Origin of the sequence: Balnearium lithotrophicum (assembly GCF_900182585.1) — a bacterium.
GTDB classification, from domain to species: Bacteria; Aquificota; Aquificia; order Desulfurobacteriales; family Desulfurobacteriaceae; genus Balnearium; species Balnearium lithotrophicum.
Window position 1 is genome coordinate 1 of sequence record NZ_FXTM01000007.1, and the last position, 19,828, is coordinate 19,828.

At 42.9% G+C, this 19,828-nt stretch carries 21 protein-coding genes and 2 tRNA genes; 12 read left to right on the top strand and 11 right to left on the bottom strand.

The window, feature by feature from the left end; all coding sequences use genetic code 11:
- From FN732_RS03385 to FN732_RS03400, 4 genes are all read left to right on the top strand, one after another.
- Positions 1-285, top strand: a 285-nt coding sequence (locus tag FN732_RS03385; RefSeq protein WP_142934723.1) for an integrase core domain-containing protein, incomplete at its 5' end; no start/stop codon positions are given.
- Between the two features lie 2 nt (positions 286-287).
- A tRNA-Glu gene (locus FN732_RS03390) sits at positions 288-365 on the top strand.
- Positions 366-494: 129 nt separating this feature from the next.
- Positions 495-986 carry a preQ(1) synthase gene (queF, locus tag FN732_RS03395; RefSeq protein WP_142934725.1) on the top strand — a complete coding sequence of 164 codons (492 nt, stop codon included), beginning with the start codon at positions 495-497 and terminating at the stop codon, positions 984-986.
- Positions 979-1,851 (top strand): MTAP family purine nucleoside phosphorylase, encoded by an 873-nt coding sequence (locus FN732_RS03400; RefSeq protein ID WP_142934727.1) that lies wholly within the window; start codon positions 979-981, stop codon positions 1,849-1,851. The genes queF and FN732_RS03400 overlap by 8 nt, the downstream gene beginning before the upstream one ends.
- A gap of 48 nt (positions 1,852-1,899) precedes the next feature.
- Here the strand turns inward: FN732_RS03400 and rplT are convergent, their stop codons facing one another.
- The 6 genes from rplT to FN732_RS03430 all read right to left on the bottom strand — a co-directional run bounded on the left by rplT (position 1,900) and on the right by FN732_RS03430 (position 7,395).
- Entirely contained in the window at positions 1,900-2,247 is a 348-nt protein-coding gene (rplT, locus tag FN732_RS03405; protein ID WP_142934730.1) for a 50S ribosomal protein L20, read from the bottom strand.
- 63 nt (positions 2,248-2,310) lie between these two features.
- Positions 2,311-2,508 carry a 50S ribosomal protein L35 gene (rpmI, locus tag FN732_RS03410; protein WP_142934732.1) on the bottom strand — a complete coding sequence of 66 codons (198 nt, stop codon included), beginning with the start codon at positions 2,506-2,508 and terminating at the stop codon, positions 2,311-2,313.
- Positions 2,509-2,552: 44 nt separating this feature from the next.
- Positions 2,553-3,047, bottom strand: coding sequence for a translation initiation factor IF-3 (infC, locus tag FN732_RS03415; protein WP_246051314.1), 495 nt, complete (start codon positions 3,045-3,047; stop codon positions 2,553-2,555).
- A gap of 48 nt (positions 3,048-3,095) precedes the next feature.
- A complete protein-coding gene (gene thrS, locus FN732_RS03420; protein WP_142934736.1) occupies positions 3,096-5,072 on the bottom strand; it encodes a threonine--tRNA ligase in 1,977 nt (658 codons plus the stop codon).
- Positions 5,073-5,110: 38 nt separating this feature from the next.
- Entirely contained in the window at positions 5,111-7,114 is a 2,004-nt protein-coding gene (locus FN732_RS03425; RefSeq protein WP_142934738.1) for a peptidoglycan D,D-transpeptidase FtsI family protein, read from the bottom strand.
- Entirely contained in the window at positions 7,111-7,395 is a 285-nt protein-coding gene (locus tag FN732_RS03430) for a hypothetical protein (RefSeq protein ID WP_142934740.1), read from the bottom strand. Before FN732_RS03430 ends, FN732_RS03425 begins: the two co-directional genes overlap by 4 nt.
- A gap of 33 nt (positions 7,396-7,428) precedes the next feature.
- On the opposite strand from FN732_RS03430, the gene FN732_RS03435 reads away from it, so the two are divergent.
- A tRNA-Arg gene (locus FN732_RS03435) sits at positions 7,429-7,505 on the top strand.
- Here FN732_RS03435 and purF read toward each other — a convergent pair.
- Complete coding sequence (purF, locus tag FN732_RS03440) at positions 7,506-8,894, bottom strand: amidophosphoribosyltransferase (protein ID WP_142934742.1); 1,389 nt, start codon at positions 8,892-8,894, stop codon at positions 7,506-7,508. It lies immediately after the preceding tRNA gene.
- A gap of 83 nt (positions 8,895-8,977) precedes the next feature.
- On the opposite strand from purF, the gene purC reads away from it, so the two are divergent.
- The 5 genes from purC to gatB all read left to right on the top strand — a co-directional run bounded on the left by purC (position 8,978) and on the right by gatB (position 14,090).
- Positions 8,978-9,703, top strand: coding sequence for a phosphoribosylaminoimidazolesuccinocarboxamide synthase (gene purC / locus FN732_RS03445; protein ID WP_142934744.1), 726 nt, complete (start codon positions 8,978-8,980; stop codon positions 9,701-9,703).
- Positions 9,704-9,783: 80 nt separating this feature from the next.
- Positions 9,784-10,770: a tryptophan--tRNA ligase gene (gene trpS / locus FN732_RS03450; protein ID WP_185954230.1), complete on the top strand. Its 987-nt coding sequence runs from the start codon at positions 9,784-9,786 to the stop codon at positions 10,768-10,770.
- Between the two features lie 90 nt (positions 10,771-10,860).
- On the top strand, positions 10,861-11,988 hold the full coding sequence (ribD, locus tag FN732_RS03455) for a bifunctional diaminohydroxyphosphoribosylaminopyrimidine deaminase/5-amino-6-(5-phosphoribosylamino)uracil reductase RibD (protein ID WP_142934749.1): 1,128 nt from the start codon (positions 10,861-10,863) through the stop codon (positions 11,986-11,988).
- Between the two features lie 15 nt (positions 11,989-12,003).
- Entirely contained in the window at positions 12,004-12,561 is a 558-nt protein-coding gene (locus FN732_RS03460) for a hypothetical protein (protein ID WP_185954226.1), read from the top strand.
- 71 nt (positions 12,562-12,632) lie between these two features.
- Entirely contained in the window at positions 12,633-14,090 is a 1,458-nt protein-coding gene (gene gatB / locus FN732_RS03465; RefSeq protein ID WP_142934753.1) for an Asp-tRNA(Asn)/Glu-tRNA(Gln) amidotransferase subunit GatB, read from the top strand.
- On the opposite strand, the gene FN732_RS03470 is transcribed toward gatB, so the two are convergent.
- Positions 14,087-14,581: a MotA/TolQ/ExbB proton channel family protein gene (locus FN732_RS03470; RefSeq protein ID WP_246051315.1), complete on the bottom strand. Its 495-nt coding sequence runs from the start codon at positions 14,579-14,581 to the stop codon at positions 14,087-14,089. The two genes, gatB and FN732_RS03470, sit on opposite strands and share 4 nt — an antisense overlap.
- 54 nt (positions 14,582-14,635) lie before the next feature.
- Here FN732_RS03470 and FN732_RS03475 point away from each other — a divergent pair, with 54 nt between their 5' ends.
- The gene (locus FN732_RS03475) at positions 14,636-15,064 is read left to right on the top strand and encodes an ExbD/TolR family protein (RefSeq protein ID WP_142934757.1); all 429 of its coding nucleotides are present in this window, start codon (positions 14,636-14,638) and stop codon (positions 15,062-15,064) included.
- The gene (locus tag FN732_RS03480; RefSeq protein ID WP_185954227.1) at positions 15,048-15,665 is read left to right on the top strand and encodes an energy transducer TonB; all 618 of its coding nucleotides are present in this window, start codon (positions 15,048-15,050) and stop codon (positions 15,663-15,665) included. Before FN732_RS03475 ends, FN732_RS03480 begins: the two co-directional genes overlap by 17 nt.
- Here FN732_RS03480 and FN732_RS03485 read toward each other — a convergent pair.
- From FN732_RS03485 to FN732_RS03495, 3 genes are read right to left on the bottom strand one after another with little or no spacing between them, the layout of a single operon-like run.
- The gene (locus tag FN732_RS03485) at positions 15,662-17,041 is read right to left on the bottom strand and encodes an FAD-binding oxidoreductase (protein ID WP_185954228.1); all 1,380 of its coding nucleotides are present in this window, start codon (positions 17,039-17,041) and stop codon (positions 15,662-15,664) included. The genes FN732_RS03480 and FN732_RS03485 overlap by 4 nt on opposite strands.
- A gap of 50 nt (positions 17,042-17,091) precedes the next feature.
- Entirely contained in the window at positions 17,092-18,540 is a 1,449-nt protein-coding gene (locus FN732_RS03490) for a TrkH family potassium uptake protein (protein ID WP_142934761.1), read from the bottom strand.
- 3 nt (positions 18,541-18,543) lie between these two features.
- Complete coding sequence (locus FN732_RS03495; RefSeq protein WP_142934764.1) at positions 18,544-19,824, bottom strand: NAD-binding protein; 1,281 nt, start codon at positions 19,822-19,824, stop codon at positions 18,544-18,546.
- Between the last annotated feature and the right edge of the window lie 4 nt (positions 19,825-19,828).

The window sequence follows — 19,828 nt, forward strand, 5'->3', positions numbered from 1 at the left end:
AGGTCTCCCAAGACCAATGCACATGTTGAAAGGTTCATACAGACGGTGGAGAAGGAACTGTGGATGATAGAAGGGACTGAGCCGACAGTTGATGAAATGAACAGGAAACTATTTAGGTATCTAAGCTTTTACAACTTCGTTAGGCCTCATCAAGGTCTTGGTTATAAGACTCCAGTAGAGAAGTTTGAGGAATATATTAAAAAACTCCAGGGTGTCCACCATGTATTGAACGAGAACACCCCCTTGACAAGATTTGTAGGAAGTCTATATTTCCTCTTACGCTAAGCGTCCCCATCGTCTAGCCCGGCCTAGGACACCGGCCTTTCACGCCGGCGACGGGGGTTCGAATCCCCCTGGGGACGCCAATTTCAATTGTTGATTGGTCTTCATAATCCCCCCTTTTCCCCCTCCCTCCCCTTTATGGAGAAAGGGGCAGCTGAGGCTGCCCCCTCTTTTTATTAAAATCTAAAAATAATGTAAACTTGAGGTGAAGAGTGAAGAGAGAGGACTTCGGTAACGTTTCCAAACTTGGAAAGCCAACCATTTATGAATTCGAATATAATCCACAGCTCCTTGAAAGGTTTCCAAACAAATTCCCTGACAGAGTATACTGGGTATCCTTTAACTGTCCTGAGTTTACCACTCTTTGCCCCATTACTGGACAGCCCGACTTTGCAACTATTTATATTCAGTACATTCCTGATAAGTGGTTAGTTGAGAGTAAATCTTTAAAGCTCTATCTATTTTCCTTTAGAAACGCCAGGGGATTCCATGAGGATACGGTAAACAAGATAGCAGACGACCTTTTTGAACTTTTGGAGCCCTACTACATAGAGGTGTACGGTGAGTTCAATCCAAGAGGGGGTATATCTATAGACCCTTACGTTCAAAAGTTTAAAGACGTTGACTGGGTAAAGGAAATTGCTAAAGAGCGCTTTAAACTTCACAGAATAACTCCTCCAGAGATTAGGAGGAACCGTGGGTAGAGTCTTTGTAATTGGAGGAAGTAGCGCTTATTTGTTGGAAAAAGAGAACTTCGGGCGAATTATTGAAGTTAAGAGACTTGATACTCCGTACGGTATTTCGAACCCTATTTATAAAATTGAGCATCCGAACGGATTTATCTATCACTTCTTGTCAAGACACGGAGAGAAGGACTACGATACAACAGCACCATTTGTTAACTACAGGGCAAACATATATGCTGCAAAGGAGATAGGTGCTGAAATTGTCGTTTCATGGTCAGGCCCTGGTTCTCTGAGGGAAGATTTTAAACCTGGGGATTTTGTGGTTCCAACGGATGTTCTCGACTTTACAAAAAGTCGAAAATCAACATTCTTTGAAAATGGCGGACTTGGATTTGTAAGGCAAAGTCCTCTTTTTTGTCCTAACGTTAGAAAAGCCCTAATTAGTGTTCTTTCAAATTTAGAACTTCCATTTCATGAAATCGGTGTTTACGTCTGTACAGAGGGACCAAGACTTGAAACCAAAGCTGAAATAAAAATGTTTAAAAATTTAGGAGCAGACCTCGTAGGCATGACCCTCGTTCCTGAAGTCTTCCTTGCAAGGGAGTTAGAACTCTGCTACGGAGCTCTCTGCTATGTTACAAATTATGCAGAGGGAATAAAGAACTATGAGTTTAAAGGGGGAGTCCTCTTTGAAGGGATGTTAAGAGAGGAGGAGAGGAAAAGGGTTGATTTAGCAGTGTCTCAATTTCCCATTATTGTTTTAAAAGTAGTTGAGGAGCTCCAAAAGTCCGATAGAAACTGCCCCTGTTCCCGTCTGATGGAAAGGTACAGGAGGAAAGGAAAAATAGGAAATAATTGGAAAGATTGGCTATTCAAGTTATAAATAAAAAGCCCGCAAGGGCGGGCTCTGTTTTCAAGTCACAATTAAGGTTTAAAGGGCGGCTTTTGCCTTTTCAACAATTACTTTAAAGGCTTCTGGGTCCCTTACAGCAATGTCTGCAAGGATTTTTCTATCAAGTTCAATACCTGCTTTTTTGAGACCGTTAATAAACCTGCTGTAGTTAATTCCAAAGGGTCTAACTGCAGCATTGATACGGGCAATCCAGAGCCTTCTGAAGTCCCTCTTCCTTGTTCTTCTGTGTTGGTATGCGTAGAAGAGAGACTTCATTACAGCAATTTTCATAGTTCTGTAGAGCCTTGAACGGCCTCCAAAGTACCCTTTCGTTAACTTCTTCAGCTTTTTCCTTCTCTTTCTTCTTGGACTGTACTTTACTCTCATTCTACTCCTCCTTTTTGAGCTGCAGGCGCTCCTTCGGAGCTTAGAGCCTGCTTAGCATCCGATTTACATGTAGATTACAAGTTGTTTGTAGTTTGCTGCCTGTGCTCCTTCTAAGTACTTGGCCTTCCTTAACTTTCTTTTCCTCTTCCTGCTCTTTTTAGTAAGGATGTGGCTCTTTCCGGGAGACCAGTGCTTGATTTTTCCCGACGCAGTAACTTTAACCCTTTTAGCTGCAGACCTACGAGTTTTAATCTTAGGCATCCTTCAAGCCTCCTTTACTTTTTAAACGGAGTGGAATTATAGGCTCAATTCTTCTTGGGGGCAAGTATCATTATCATGTCCCTACCTTCCTTCTTTGGCTTTCTCTCCATCTCTGCAATATCCTTAACAGCATCGTATATCTTCAAAAGTTGGGCCTCTCCGAGGTCAACGTGTGCCTGTTCCCTTCCCCTAAACATAACAATTGCCTTAACCTTGTTTCCCTTCTCTAAAAACTTCCTCACCTGTTTAATTCTTACCTGCATATCGTGCTCATCTGTTCTCGGACGAATCTTTACCGTCTTAACTTCAATTGTTTTCTGCCTCTTCTTTGCTTCGTGCATCTTCTTCTGCATCTGGTACTTGTACTTTCCAAAGTCCATTATCCTGCAAACTGGAGGATTGGCATTTGGTGAAACCTCCACAAGGTCAAGCCCTCTCTCTCTGGCCAAGTTTAGAGCTTCCCGCGTAGGCATTACCCCCAACTTTTGACCGTTTTCATCAATGACCAAAACTTCCCTTGCCCTTATTTTCTCGTTCACCCTTGTTTGTTCTAACTTTTTACTAATGGCTAACCTCCTCCATATTGTTTATTTCTTTTCTCTAATTTCCCTTGTGATTTTATCTAAAAATTGGGCAATCTCCATACTTCCAAGCTCCCCTTCCCTCTTTGAACGGACAGAAACTGTCCCAGAATCCTGCTCTTTCTGACCAACTATCAACATGTATGGAATCTTCATTGTTTCTGCCTTTCTAATCTTATAGCCGACCTTTGCACTCTCATCGTCAAGTTTTACTCTGATTCCAGCCTCCTTTAACTTCCTGTAAACTTCATCGGCATAATCTAAGAATTTATCACTAACAGGAATGATTACCACCTGAGTAGGAGCTAACCACGTTGGAAAGAGTCCAGCATAGTGCTCTATGAGAAGACCTATAAATCTCTCTATACTTCCCATTATGGCCCTGTGAACCATAACAGGTCTCTTCTTCTGTCCGTCCCTGTCAACGTAGGTCAAATCGAACCTTTCTGGGAGGTTAAAGTCAACCTGAATGGTAGGACCGTCCCACTTTCTACCGATTGCATCTAAAACCGCTATGTCAATCTTAGGCCCGTAAAAGGCTCCATCCCCTTCAACGATGTTATAGTCAAATCCCCTCTCCTTTAGTGCCTCTATCAGGGCGTTCGTTGCGTGTTCCCATGCTTCGTCACTTCCGATGTACTTTTCAGGCTTTGTTCCTATGTTGATTACGTAGTCAAGCTGGAATATCGATAGGAGCTCCATCACGTAGTCAAGAACTCCCTGAATCTCCTCCTTGAGCTGGTCCGGACGGCAGAATATGTGTCCATCGTCCTGAGTAAATCCCCTAACCCTTAACAGGCCATGAAGAGACCCGCTCTTTTCGTACCTGTAAACCGTTCCAAACTCAAAGTACCTTATGGGTAAATCCCTGTAACTCCTAACCTGAGACTTGTAAATCAGAATGTGTCCGGGACAGTTCATCGGCTTAACGGCGTACCAGTTTGCCCTCTCTATCTCCTCACACGTGAGAGGAACTTCATCGTTTCCTAATCTCTCCTCTTCATCATGCTCAACAACGGGAACAAAGAACATGTTTTCCCTGTAGAAGTTGTAGTGTCCTGATGTCTTCCAGAGGTCGGCCTTCATTATGTGGGGAGTGTAGATACGCTGGTAACCCCTCTTTCTGTGCTCCTCCTCAACCCACCTTTCAATCTCCTGTCTGACAACTGAACCGTTTGGATGCCAGAATACAAGTCCCGGTCCGGCCTCCTCGTAGATTCCAAAGAGGTCAAGCTGCTTTCCAAGAATCCTGTGGTCCCTCTTTTTAGCCTCCTCCAACCTGTGAAGGTACTCGTCAAGGTCCTTCTTCTTCCAGAAGGCGGTTCCGTATATCCTCTGGAGCATCTTGTTCCTTGAATCCCCCCTCCAGTAAGCCCCAGCAACAGATAAAAGTTTAAATGCCTTTACAAGGCCAGAGTGTTCAACGTGGGGACCTTTGCAGAGGTCAAAGAAATCCTCTCCCAACCAGTAGATTGTTACTTCCTCATCCTCAGGTATCGATTCAAGAAGTTCCAACTTGTAGGGGTCATCCTTGAAGAGCTCCCTTGCCCTTTCCCTTGATACAACCTCCCTCCTGAAGGGCTCCTTTGACTGGACAATCTTCCTCATCTCCTCTTCTATCTTAGGTAAATCCTCTTCGGATATTGAGACGGGAAGGTCAAAGTCGTAGTAGAAACCCTCCTCTGTTGCAGGTCCTATTCCCAACTTAACGTTATCGTAGCCGTAGATTCTCTTAACGGCCTTTGCAAGGATGTGGGCAGCACTGTGTCTCAGAATTTGAAGGGATTCAGGGTCCTTTTGAGTTATTATTCTTATCCTCCCACTCTCCTTAATGGGAGTGTGGACATCTATTAACTCTCCATTGAAAAGGGCTCCAACGGCGTTTTTCTCTAAACTCTTTGAAATTCTCCCTGCTATCTCTTTAACGTTTGTTTCCCTATCAAACTCCAATTTACTTCCGTCGGGGAGCTCTATAACAATCATTGAAGCCTCTCCTAATAAAAATTTGAATTGCTATTCTACTACTTTTCCTTTTGCTGAAGTCCGTTTGTCAGTACAAAGTTCGTATTAATTTCCCTGTATGTTAAATTTCCTGAATCGTCTATGTAGTACTTTCTCCTATCAGGAACGGTTCTTTCGTAAAGCAGAGTCCTCTCCGCAATATCCCTGAAAATCGGAACTGCAATTTTACTTGCCCAGAGCATGTTTTTAGGAACTTTTGGTTCCACTACCGTTACAACAAGAACGTACTTAGGATTTGTTGAAGGGAAAAAACCTGCAAATGTTGCATTTATTTTTGTCTTATCGTATCCGTGTATCTTGGGGTTGTACCTCAAAGCAGTTCCCGTCTTTCCTCCTACGTAGAAGTTTTCAAACTTTGTTTTTACCCCTGTTCCTCCTTCAACAACCATTGTAAGAATTTTCCTCATTTCCTTAGAAACCTTCTCAGATATTACCCTCCTCTCAGGAACCGGTTTAAATATCTTTAATACTCTACCTTTATCATCAACAACTGCTTTTAAGAAGTGGGGCTTGTAGTAGATTCCACCGTTAACAAGAGCAGAGTAAGCTGCGGCAAGCTGAAGCGTTGTAACCGATATGTTGTGTCCAAAAGTAAGTGTTGCAAAGTCAACATCCCTCCACTTTCTCCAGTCCCTTAAAATTCCCGGACTCTCTCCGGGGAGCTCCACCCCCGTTTTCTCACCAAATCCAAACCTTTTGTAGTAATCGTAGAGTTTCTTCTTACCTAAAAGCTGGCCGACCTGAATAATACCAACGTTATCGGAATACTCTATTATCTCCCAAGCCCTCAGCTTTACATCCCTTCCGTGAAATTCGTTGTGGAAAACTTTGTCTCCAACCTTAAAGTTTGCCGGACAGAAGAAAACCGTATCGGGAGTTATTAATCCCTCGTTCAGTGCCGCAGCTAATACGAGAGGTTTCATTACAGAACCGGGTTCGTAAGGAGCTACAGCGTAACGGGGAGTAAGGGGATAACTTTTTTTTGGTTTATCGTAATCGTAGAAGGGCCAGGAGGCAGCAGCTAAGATTTCGCCACTTCTTACATCCATCAAAACTGCATTTATAAAGTCAGGATTCCACTTTTCTCCATACTTAGAAATTATCTCTTCCACAATGTACTGTAGATTTCCATCTATTGTAAGCTCAACGTTCTTTCCCTTCTCCTTTGTAACAAATACCGTAGCCCTCTTCCCCAAGTAAACTTTTCCCCTGTAGTCTTTTTTTCCAGAAAGTTCAATGGGTTTTCCAACTATTAGTTTCTTCTTCTCTAAGTAGTATTCAAGTCCAGATATTCCCTCTCCAAACGGACTTGTAATCCCCACAACTGTTGAACCAACGCTGTAGGGGTAGACCCTCTTATATTCCGTTGTAAAACCTAAGAGGTCTGGATAGGGAACCTTAAAGGGATTTTCCTTAGACAGGAAAAAGTAAATTCTTAAAGCAAGTCTAACGGCCCTTGATGCCTCATCAATCGGAAGGGATAGGTTCTTTTTTAGCCAAATAAAGGATACTTTAACCCTACCTCTCTTGGTATTTACCGTAATGTATCCCTTTTTGTACGCTCTTTCTAAATCGGATTTCCTTATTTGTGAAAGGGGAGATAATAGCTTTAAGATTTTCTCAAGGGAAATTCCCTTCTTTTCTGCGTACACTTTTAACGTATCTCTATCCCTTAGAATTATTCTCTTAAAAAGTTCTCTATCCTTTATGTAGAGAGGTCTTACATAGAAGGAGACAACTTTTTGGCTTGCAGCTAAAATCGTTCCGTTTCTATCCAATATGTCTCCCCTGGGAGGGGATATCTTTATCCTTCCTTCAAACTGTTTGGAGACCTTGTTTATCCAGTAATCACCTTTAAAGTAGGAGAGCTCCAATATTCTGACCGAGTAGAGAAGAACCAACAGAAGGGAAAAGAACAAAAAATTGTTTAGCCTTTCATCCTTAAACGGTTTGAAAAATTTGTGTATCCTTTCAAAAAACTTTAGAATAGACCTAAATTTCATCTAAGATACTTCACCTCATTTTCATGGAGCAATTTTAAATCCTTAGTTTCATTGTCAACCGATTTTGGCTTAACCAATCTGTAAAACTCAATGTTCAACCTCTTGTTTTCGTTCTTCAAACGCCCAATTTCCCCAATTAATGAGGAAATTCTGGCCTCCGCCTTTGTACATTCGGACCTTATCTTTACAACTTTGAAGGCAAGTATCAAGAAGACAGAGATTGATAAAAGAACAGTTAAAATGCAGAGCTTATCGAAAATTTCCCTTACGTATCTTTTCATATTAACCGACAGATATATATTTTCCACTAAACAGCGCCTGTAGCTCAGCTGGATAGAGCCCAGGACTCCGGATCCTGGCGTCGCGGGTTCGAATCCCGCCAGGCGCACCACTATTCCTTTTTAGCCTGCCTTACTACAGTTTCAGGAATATCAACGGGATAGTTACCATCAAAACAGGCAGTACAGTAGTCCTCCCAACTTCCTCCGGCAGCCTCTATCATACCCTCAATCGATAAATAACCCAACGAATCGGCCTCTATATATCGGCAAATTTCATCAACTGAGTGGGTTGAAGCTATTAACTGGTCCTTTGTCGGAGTATCTATTCCAAAGTAGCACGGCCATTTTGTTGGAGGTGAGCTTATCCTCATGTGAACCTCTTTAGCTCCGGCCTCCCTAATCATCCTAACAATTTTTCTGCTTGTGGTTCCCCTAACGATGGAATCATCAATTACAACAACCCTCTTTCCCTTTAGGAGCTCCGGAACGGGATTTAGTTTAACCTTAACTCCAATATCCCTCATCTTCTGCTGTGGTTTTATAAACGTTCTACCAACGTAGTGGTTCCTTATAAGACCAAGCTCAAATGGAATTCCACTCTCCTGAGAGTATCCTAAAGAAGGAACGACACCGGAATCTGGAACGGGTATAACTACATCTGCATCAACAGGGTGTTCCTTTGCCAGTTTCCTTCCAAAGGCTTTCCTTACCTCGTAAACGCTCCTTCCGAAGATTTTACTGTCCGGTCTTGCAAAGTAGACAAACTCAAAGATACACTGGGAGCGCTTGGCACTTTCAAATGCCGGTATCCTGTAAGACTTCATTTCACCGTTCTCTATAAGGACAACCTCTCCAGGCTCAACGTCCCTTATGTACTTAGCTCCTATTAGGTCAAATGCACAGGTCTCAGACGCAAAAACGGGACTTCCGTCAAGCTCTCCCATACACAGGGGACGGAATCCCCATGGGTCCCTAATCGCAATTAACTTTTTATTGGTCATGACAAGTAGTGAATAGGCACCCTTTAGTTTGGAGAGTGCGTCCATCAACCTTTCGAGGAATCTCCTCTTCTTTGACTTAACGATTAGATGAACAATAACCTCTGAATCGGTTGTTCCCCTAAAGATGGAGCCTTCATCCTCTAACTTTTCCCGGAGCTCCCAAGCGTTAACAAGGTTCCCGTTGTGAGCTATTGCCATCTGTCCCAACTTGTAGGAAACAACGATTGGCTGAACGTTGTCTGGGGAATCTGAGGCTCCGGATGTTGAGTATCTGTTGTGTCCTATCGCTACGTGCCCGGTTAAACTGTTTAACCTTTCACTGTTAAAGACGGAAAAAACAAGGCCAAAATCCCTGTGGTAGTCTATTCTGTTTCCATCAGTTACTGCTATTCCCGCACTCTCCTGCCCTCTGTGTTGTAGTGCGTAAAGACCTAAATAGGTGTAGTAAGCAGCATTTGGATTGTTGTATATTCCGAAAATTCCACAGTACTCCTTCATTTTTCCTCTCTAAAGAGCTTTATAGGGCAAGTAATTATACAACTACTATATAATTACTTTACAACTAACGTTCTGGAGGAACTATGGAAAAGAGGGAAAAAATCTACGAAGGAAAAGCAAAGGCTCTATACTCAACAGACAGTGAGAATCTTCTCATAGCCTACTTTAAGGATGACACTACAGCCTTTGATGGAGCAAAAAAGGAGGTTCTTGAGGATAAAGGTATTATAAACTGTGCCATCTCAACGGTTATTTTTGAGTACTTAGAGAAAAACGGAGTAAAGACCCACTTTGTTGAGAGACTGTCTCCAAGGGAAATGCTGGTGAAAAGGTGCGAGATAATTCCCGTTGAGGTTGTTGTTAGAAACGTTGCTGCAGGAAGCTTTTCTAAGAGATACGGAGTAAAGGAAGGAACTCCCCTGAAGGAACCTTTGGTTGAATACTTCTACAAAAACGACGAGCTTCACGACCCGATGGTCTGTCCTCACCACGTCTACCTCTTTGGTTGGGCAGACAGGGAAGAGCTTGGAGAAATGACTAAAACTGCTCTTAAAGTAAACGAGCTTTTGAGAAAGTTCTTTGACGAGATAGACATTCAGTTGGTTGACTTTAAGTTGGAGTTTGGAAGGTGTAACGGTGAGATACTCCTTGCAGACGAGATAACCCCAGATTCGTGCAGGCTCTGGGATAAATCGTCAGGAGAGGTTTTAGACAAGGATAGGTTCAGGAAGGACATGGGAAAGGTAGTTGAAAGTTACAAGGAGGTTTACAGGAGAATAATGGACAGATACGAAAGGGTAGAGGAGTAGATATGAAAAGGGAGCTCCTTGTAAGCAACGTAGATAGGGAAATGAAGATTGCCCTTGAAAAGTACGAAGAGCCAAAGGATATAAGGAGAGTCCTTTCCGGTATGAGGCCAACGGGAAAGCTCCACCTTGGAAACTACTTCGGAGCTCTCAAAACGTGGGTGGAGCTCCAAGAGAAAGCAGAGAGCTTCTTCTTCATAGCTGACTGGCACGCAATAACTACATCCTACCATGACACAAGTGGACTCTCAGAGAACACCGTTGAGATGATGGCCGATTGGCTTGCATCGGGAATTGACCCAGAAAGGAGCACACTCTTTGTTCAATCCTGGGTAAAGGAGCACGCAGAGCTCCACCTCCTCCTTTCAATGATTACTCCCGTTAAGTGGCTCGAGAGGAATCCTACGTACAAGGAGATGATGGAGAACTTAAAGGACAGGGAGCTTGCAACCTACGGATTTTTAGGCTACCCGGTTCTCCAGACTGCAGACATTGTACTCTACAAGGCCGATACCGTTCCAGTTGGAATTGACCAGATTCCACACATAGAGCTCTCAAGGGAAATAACGAGGAGGTTCAACAGGTTTTTTGGAGATATTTTCCCAGAGCCAAGGCCTTACCTGTCAGAAGCTCCAAAGCTTCCCGGACTTGACGGAAGGAAGATGAGTAAGTCTTACGGAAACTGCATCTACCTTTCAGATTCTGAGGAAGAGGTAAACAAGAAGGTAATGTCTATGGTTACAGACCCTGCAAGGGTTAGAAAGACAGACCCCGGACACCCGGAGGTCTGCTCCGTCTTTGCCTACCACAAAATATTTACGCCAGAGGAGAGGGTTAAGGAGATAGAGGAGTCCTGCAGAAGGGGAGAAATTGGATGCGTTCAGTGTAAGAGGGAACTTGCTAAAAACCTCAATAACTTCTTAGAGCCTATAAGGAGCAAGAGGGCAGAGCTCCTTTCCAAAAGGGATGAACTGATAGGTATCTTCAGGGAAGGTTCAAGGAGAGCAAAGAAGGTTGCAGAGAAAACAATGGAAGAAGTTAGGAGAGCAATGAACTTCCTGGAAGGTTAAGTGTGAATAAAAAGGTTAGAATGCAGATAGGAATTTTCCTGTTTCTCCTCTTTCTCCTCTTTCACTACATAGTTCACAGGCACTTTTGAGATGGATAGGATAACGTTAGAGGACATTAAATTTATGAACCTTGCCCTTAGGGAGGCCTACAGGGCCAAGGGAAAAACACTTCCCAACCCTGCAGTTGGTGCTGTAGTTGTAAAGGATGGAAGGGTTATTTCAACCGGCTACCACAAAAGAGCAGGGCTTCCCCACGCTGAGGTTGTTGCATTGGAAAGGGCAGGAGATAGGGCAAGGGGAGCAAGAATCTACGTTACATTAGAACCCTGTAACCACTACGGAAGAACCCCTCCCTGCACAGAAAAAATCATAAGGTCTGGAGTAAAAGAGGTAGTTATAGGAGTCAGAGACCCTAACCCTGAAGCATCGGGGGGAGTTGAGAGATTAAAGGGAGCTGGAATAGAGGTTAAGGTCGGAGTCCTTAAGAAAAGGTGTTTAGAGTTAATAGACGATTTCACAGTTAACGTACTGAAAAACAGGGCATTTTTAAATCTAAAAATTGCGTCAACCTTAGATGGAAGGATTGCCGATAGGAACGGAAACTCAAAGTGGATAACTAACGAGGCTTCAAGGAGATACGTCCAGAGACTTAGAAGCTACCACAATGGAGTTATGGTAGGAATAGGAACTGTTCTAAAGGACAACCCTAAGCTTACGGTCAGGGATTTTCCCGTTGAGAGGCAGCCTTTTGCCGTAGTTGTTGACAGAGAGTTAAGGATTCCCACAAATTGCTACTTGGTCAAAGAGAGGGCAAAGGAACTAATAGTTGTAACCTCCCAAGAGTCCCTCTTGACCTACAAGGCTGGAATTTTAAAGGATTTAGGAGTGAGACTTCTTCCCGTTTTTGACCTCGGGGACAATCTTGACCTTAAGGAAGCTTTGGAGAAGCTCAAATCGGAAGTTGGAATCTATTCCGTTCTGTGTGAGGGAGGGTCAAGACTTGCATACTCTTTACTTTCAGAGAACTTAGTGGACAAGCTTACCCTCTTTTACTCTCCAAAGATTGTTGGAAATGAGGGAGTTCCAATGTTTGGAGGGAATGTCGGGGAGCTCCCTCAGGAGGAGAAGTTTAAACTAATAAGGAGTTCAAGATTTTACTCAGATACCCTATTGGTTTTTATAGATAGGGAACTCTATTATAAAGGATTGCAGACTTAACAAAAACTTTTAAAAATGAGGGTAAGGAAGAAATCTCAGCGTTTAAAAATAAAGAATGAACTTAGTGAGGTTAATATGCTGGGGCTTTTCTTTGTTGACAACAAGGGAAGTAGTTGGATTAATGAAATGAATGAAGTACTTTATGGACAAGAATGTAAAGGTAAACCAGTAGTTTTCTTTTGGTGGCATCAAAAGCCAAAAGGAACTGATAAAACCCTTACCTATCTCCAAAATGAGTTAAAAAAATTTGGATTTTTTCCTATATATGCTAAAACTCAGGATGGATGTTATATGTTTACAGCTGTCGATTTTATTGTTAATCCACTAGAAAATTTTGAAAAAATAAAATCTAGTTGGGGTAAGAAGTATTGCCTTTATAAGTGGAGTTCTCAAGATGAAATTAAAAAGGATATAGAATCAGAAATAGAAGAAAAACAGAAAAAAGATAAAACAGGAATAACTTCAATTCCAAAAGTTCTTTTTGTCATCTCCTGCGTTATTGAAATAGATTGTTCCAAGCAAGTTTTTCATCAAGAAAATATTCGTGCTAATTTAATTCCAATAGAACTCTAGTAACTTGTTGGAATAATAAACATTTAAAGTTTTTGTAAAATCTCAGGAAAAATTTAGAGTGGAGAGGAAAGATGGAATTTGAAGCTGTAATAGGTCTTGAGGTTCATGCCCAGCTTTTAACGGAAACTAAAATCTTCTGCAGCTGTAAGAATGAGTTTGGAGCTCCTCCCAACACAAACGTCTGTCCCGTTTGTCTTGGAATGCCCGGTTCACTTCCGGTTTTAAATAAGAGGGCTGTTGAGTACGCCGTTAAGGCTGCACTGGCACTGAACTGTAAGATAAACAGATACTCCGTTTTTGCCCGTAAGCACTACTTCTATCCCGACCTTCCAAAGGCCTACCAGATTACCCAGTACGAACTCCCCTTCGCCGAAAACGGCTGGATAGAGATAGAGAAGGAGGACGGGACGAAGAAGAGGATAAGAATCAGAAGAATTCACATGGAGGAGGATGCAGGAAAGACGATTCACGGTGAAGGGTTTGACGAAAACTCCTACGTTGACCTAAACAGGGCTGGAACTCCCCTCATCGAAATTGTTTCAGAGCCGGACATATCAACCCCGGAAGAGGCAAGGCTCTACATGCAGAAGCTCAGAGATATCCTCGTCTGGATTGGCGTTAACGATGGAAACTTAGAGGAAGGTTCACTAAGGTGTGATGCAAACGTTTCCATAAGGCCTAAAGGGAGTAAGGAGCTTGGAACGAGAACAGAGATTAAAAACGTAAACTCATTCAGGTTTATCCAAAAGGCCCTTGAGTACGAGATTGAAAGGCAGATAAAGGTCGTTAAGAGCGGAGGTGAGGTAGTCCAGGAGACGAGGCTCTTTGATTCCTCTAAGGGAGTTACAAAGACAATGAGGACCAAGGAGGAGGCCGAGGACTACAGGTACTTCCCAGAACCTGACCTACCTCCTCTCATAATTGATGATGAATGGCTCCAATCGATTAAAGAAAGCCTTCCAGAGCTCCCGGACCAGGTGAAGGAGAGATTTGTCTCAGAATTTGGAATAACACCTTACGATGCAAGTATCTTAGTGAGGGATAGGAACTTAGCTGAGTTCTTTGAAAAAGCAGCAAGAAGTTACAAGGGAGAAGCTAAGAAAGTGGCAAACCTTATAATCTCTGACTACTTAGGAATTCTCAACGAGGAGAAGCTATCAATAGATGAATCCCCCGTTAAGCCTGAGGACATTGCAGAGCTCCTAAATCTTGTCGATAAAGGAACTATCTCCCTTAGGGTTGCAAAGGAGGATGTCCTTCCTGAAATGGTGAAATCTGGAAAGAGTCCCTCTGCAATTGTTGAGGAGAAGGGGCTCGTTCAGATATCAGATGAATCTGCCCTTAAGGAGATAATTAAAAAGGTCGTTTCAAACAACGAAAAGGCCGTCAAACAGTACAGGGAAGGAAACGAAAAGCAGAAGCAGAAGGCAGTTAAGTTTCTGATTGGTCAGGTTATGAAGGAAACGAGGGGTAAAGCCAATCCTAAGTTACTAAACGAGCTAATTCCACAGGTTCTTGAGGAGGGTTAATCGCCCTCCCCTCTTCCCTTTAGGTTCTGGAGTATAAACCTTTTTATTTCCGTTTTTCCCCTTTTAACAAGGCCGTTAAGTGTGTGGTAGTAAAGGAGGGAGAAGAGAGCTACGGCAATCCCCAAGGCTGTAGCCTCAAGGGCAAAGGCTATTCCCTTACTAACAGCAGAAATGTCAGATACCCCCTTTTCAGCCATCGTTTTGAAGGAGTCAATTATTCCAAGAACCGTTCCCAATAGACCCAAGAGAGGAGATGCAGTGATTGAGAACATTAAGATGCCCTTTCCCCTCTCGAGTTTTGAGGAGAAGTTCACGTAGAGGAGCTCCGCTCCTTCATCCTTTGTAACTTCCAACTCCTTCTTAATGAGCTTCTTTTCAGCAGGAAAGGTAAAGAAGAAGTAGAGCAACCTCTCTATAAAGACCGCCGTTGATAAAAAGAAGAGAAAGTAAAGCGTATAGAAAACCAATCTGTGAAAGAACTCTAAGTCCAACGTTACCTCCAAAACTTAAGTATAATAATTTTATACCAATCTCAAGGAGGAAGTTTGTTTATTTTTAAGGAGAGTGATTGTGAGGAAAGACCTGAACTTATAGTTGTTCCCATGGTTGACGTTATGCTGTTTCTCCTTGCATTTTTCGTTCTTATAGCGGGCAGCATTATTCCTGGACTTTCTATGAAGACAAATCCCCCTGAAACTGTTCAAAAAAGTAGTCTAAAGGTAAAGAGGAAGGTCGTTACGGTTGTTATTAGGAGGGACGGAACCATTTACTACGGAAAAGATAGGGTTGACTTTGATACACTTGTGAGGCTCTTTAAAAGTGTAAAGAAACAGACTCCAAATATCTCCCTTGTGGTAGATGCGGACAAGGGAGCTCCCGTTCAATCACTTGTAAATGTAATGGATGCCGCTCAGAAGGCCGGTATAAACTCTGTAGGACTTCTTGCAAAGGAAAAAAATGGAAACTCCCGTTAGGTTAGTTCTTTCGGTTCTAATTGCCCTAATTTTGGAATTTCTCTTTTTTGAAGGAACGATTCTTGCACTGAAGGAGCCGAAGAGGGAGATTAAAAGGGTAATAAGAATAAGCTTGGTTAGGAAAACGGAGGAGATTCATAAGGTTAGAATCGAGAGGGAGAAAGGAGAGGATAAAGTTACAGAAACAAAGATGGAAAAGAACTTAAAAACCAATTTAGAGAGTAAAAGACCTGTCAGGAAGGTTCAAAAGAGGAGCTCCGTCGAAAAAAGGAAAAAAGGAGAAGGGCTTAAACCACTTCAGGGAAATCTCCCGGAGGACTACGTTGAGAGGGTAAAGGAGGCAATTGAGGAGCAGATTTTCTACCCCTTAGAGGCCATTCAAAATGGAATTGAGGGTGAGGTTGTTGTTCAATTTACACTAAACAGGAGCGGAAAGGCAGTTGAGTGTAAACCTCTCTCCGGCAATCCAATCCTGTCTCAGGCCACGTGTATCGCAATTAGAAACGCCAGATTCCCCAAAATTCCGGAAAACATAACGAACGATAAAATCCAGTTCCAGCTCCAGATTAACTATAACCTTAAAAAGGCCGTTAACTATTAAAGGTCAAAAACCTTTCCCGGATTCATAATGTTGTTGGGGTCGAGAGCTTTCTTAACCGCCTTCATCTTCTCAATGGCATCTCCGACTTCCAAGGGCAAGAATTCCTTCTTCATCCAGCCTATACCGTGCTCACCAGAAATTGAACCTTCAAGGCTTATGGTAAACTCAAAAACTTCCCTGACGGCCCTCTCAACCCTCTCCTGTTCGTGAGGTTCGTACATAAAGTTAACGTGTATGTTTCCATCACCGGCGTGGCCGAAGTTTACAACCATGAGGTTGTACTTCTCAGCAATTTTGTAGACTCCCTTTATGAGCTCCGGAATTCTGCTCCTTGGAACTACAACGTCCTCGTTTATCTTCTTAGGCTTCAGCTGAACAATTGCCGGGGAGACAGACCTCCTTGCCATCCAGATTGCTTCCCTTTCACCCTCATCAGACGCCGTCCTTATCTCAGTAGCTCCTGCTTTTTTGCAGACGTTTACCGCCCTGTTTATGAGTTCGTCAACAACGGCTTCGTAACCGTCAACCTCTATTACCAAAAGCCCTTCAGCATAGGTAGGAAGACCTATCTTTGCAAAATTCTCAACTGCAACTATTGAATTTTTATCTAAAAACTCACAGGCTGTGGGTATAACCTTTGCCTTAAACATATCTGCAACAGCCTGAGCTGCCTGTTCAACCTTTGGAAAAATGGCCATTGCAGTCCTAACGGCTTCGGGCTTTGGAATTAGCTTCAGGTAGGCTTTTGTTATAAAGGCTAAAGTTCCTTCAGAGCCCACTATTAGGTCCTTTAAGTTGTACCCTGCAACTGACTTAACGGCTTTTGAGCCAAGCTTTGAAACAGTTCCATCGGGAAAAACCACCTCTAACTGCATAACGTAATCCTTGGTTACGCCGTACTTAACACACCTTGGACCACCGGCGTTTTCGGCAATGTTTCCACCAATCGTTGAGTATTTGTAGCTTGAGGGGTCTGGAGGGTAGAAGAGACCTATTTTTTCAACCTCCTTCTGGAAGTCGTAGGTAACAATCCCTGCTTCAACTAAAGCTCCTAAGTTATCCTCGTCTATCTCTAAAATCCTGTTCATCTTCTCTGTGGAAACAACGATTCCTCCCTCTAAAGGGGCAGCTCCACCTGTGAGGCCAGAACCAGCTCCCCTAGGATAAACGGGAACCTTATTTTCATTTGCATAGGTCAAAATCTTAACAACGTCATTAACAGACTCCGGAAAGACAACAGCATCAGGAACGCCCTTGTAACCTGTAGGGGTTCCGTCGTAGGCGTAGGATAACCTCCACATTTCAGAGGTTCTAACCTTCTCCTTTCCCAATAACTTCTCCAATTCCCTTCCAATATTTTTTGAAACAACTGCCAAGGTTTCCTCCGACTCAGTTTCTATTAAATATTTGCACCTGAAAATTAATTTCAATCTTTCCAAAAGTAAGGAATAAAAACTGCAAGGATTGGAAATACCTCTAATCTTCCCAAAAGCATTTCGACCGATAGAAGGAGCTTGTCAAAACTGGAGAAGAAGGCAAAGTTTCCGGCAGGTCCAACTTTCCCAAGTCCCGGCCCTAAGCTTGTTATACAGGCAATTGATGCGGAAAAAGAGGTTATAAGGTCGTAGCCGGAAAGAGAAATTATCAGACCAAAGAGTACTGTTAGTGAAAAGTAGATGGAGACAAAAGCCCAGATGGCGTTTAGAGTGGATATTTCCAGTGGCTTTCCTCCTAAATTTACTCTGTAAATGAGCCTTGGATGGACCGTTTTTTTGAGCTCCCCATAGGCAGTTTTACCTAAAACTAAGAATCTAAACTGCTTAATTCCTCCTGCTGTTGAACCCGAGGAAGCTCCTATGAGGGAAAGAATCATGATGAGTGCAAGGAGAACGGGAGGCCAGTTTGAATAGTCCGTGGATGCAAAGCCCGTTGTAGAAATTGCAGTTGAAACCTGGAAGAAAGCATACCTTAAGGCCTGAAGCAGGGAACTGTAGTACCCTTCAGAGTAGAGAACCGCTGTAAAGAAGAAAGTCATTATTAAAGCTATTATAAACAAGGACTTTACCTCAGGATAGGAAAAGAAGTACCTAATACTCCTCTTTTTGAAAGCCCTGTAGTATAAGGCTAAGTTTGAGGCTCCAAGTAACATAAACACTGCAATTATCGTTTCAACGAGTGGAGAATGGAATGCCCCGACACTTGCATTCTTTGTAGAGAACCCTCCCGTTGCAACCGTTCCAAATGTATGGGTAACTGCCTCATATAGGTTCATTCCGGCCAGTTTTAAAAGTACTACCTCTGCAACTGTTAAAAAGGAGTAGGCAATCAGTATTGCCTTTGCCACCTCCTTAACCTTTGGAAGTATTTTCTCCTCTACCGCCTTTGACGACTCAAACCTGATAAGCTGTGCTCCCCCAGCCCCAATCGCCGGGAGAATAGAGAGTGAGAAGACGACAAATCCCAATCCCCCAATCCAGTGGGTGGTTGAACGCCAAAGTAGAACGCTCTTTGGTAAAGCCTCAATGTTTGTGAGAATGGATGCTCCAGTCGTTGTAAATCCTGAAACCGATTCAAAGTAGGCATCAGGAAATGACTTAATTGCTCCTGTTTCCATGTAACACATTGCAGAGAGAGCCGGAAAGAGGAACCAGACAAGAACGACAATTAGAATTGCCTCTTTAACAGAAATATCGTTCTTTGGTATTTTGATTTGAAAAGCTAAGAAGTAGAGAGCTCCCATAAAAACCAAAGGAAAGAGAAAGTACTCTGTTAGGCCATCTTGGTAGAGGAATGAGTAAAGTGCAGGAACCAAAAAGGAGAATGAGAGAAAGAAGAGGAGGGTCACAACCTGTTTAAAAACTACACTTAGCCTCAATTCCTACCTCTTTTTTATACATATCAGGACGTCTCCCTTGTGAAGAAGGGTATTTCCCCTCGCAACCTCTGTTCCATTCCTTCCCTTTACGGCCACAACCAAATTACAGAGCTCCGCATCCTTCAACTGCCTTCCATCGTTCTTATCTGAAACCTCCATCTCTATTACTTCTAAATCCTTGGAGAGTTCAAAAATTTCCAAGAACTTCTTCCTGCTGAGCATTCTGTAGACCTTTGAAGCTAACAGTTTCCTAGGAACTATTGGAACATCAATTCCGATTGAGTTAACAATTCCCTCGTACTCGGGATGGAAAATCAGAGAACAGGCTTTTTTAGCTCCAAGCTGTTTTGACAGGATGGAGGATAGGATGTTTGCCTCCTCATCGTCTGTTATTGCTATAACAAGATCTGCCTTATCTATTCCCTCCTCTTTTAGTAGTTCAACATCGGAGATTTCCCCATGGAATACGTCAACCTTAGAAAACTTACCTGCGACCTCCTCGCACCTTTCAAACTCTGGGGAGATGAACTTCACCTTCAGCTGTAGGTTTACAAGCTGAGAAAGGAGCTCCTCAGTAAACTTTGAATAGCCTAAGATAAAAACTAATTTGACAGGTTCGTACTTTATACCTAAAGCCTCTGCAAGTTTGTCTCCGTCCTCTTCCTTAACTGCAACGTAGATAACGTCTCCGGGGTAGAGGAAGTTCTCTCCGGAGGGAATTATCGTTTCCCCTTCCCTCTCAACTGCAACTATTGTAAAGGGGATGTTCCTCCTTATTTTGGAGAGCTCCATAATCTGCTTTCCTGAGAGGGAACTCTCAACGTCAAGTTTGAGCTTAAAGATTATCAGTCCTTCACCCTCAAGCCTTATTGCATCAATGGCAAAGGGATACTTTATCTGGTTTATAACGGCCTGAACGGTTTCTGATAGGATGTTGACAACCTCTGAGCCTAAAAACTCCTTTACAGGTGGAGAGGAAAATGCCTTGTTGCTGACCCTTAAAACGACCTTCTCCTTCTTTAAGAGAGCCCTTACCAACGTCGTTATTGCCACGTTTTTCTCATCGCTCTCTGTAACTACAACAAAGAGGTCTGAATCCTTAACCTGCTTTAAACAGTTAACCTCGGTTGCATCGCAGTTAACTGTTAAAACGTCCAAACTGTGGGAAATGGCCTCAAGCTTTGCACTGTCCATATCAACGACTATTACCTCAAACCCCTCCTTGCTGAGCTTCTTTGCAAGGTAACTTCCTACAACTCCTGCTCCAACAATACAGACCTTCAAATAT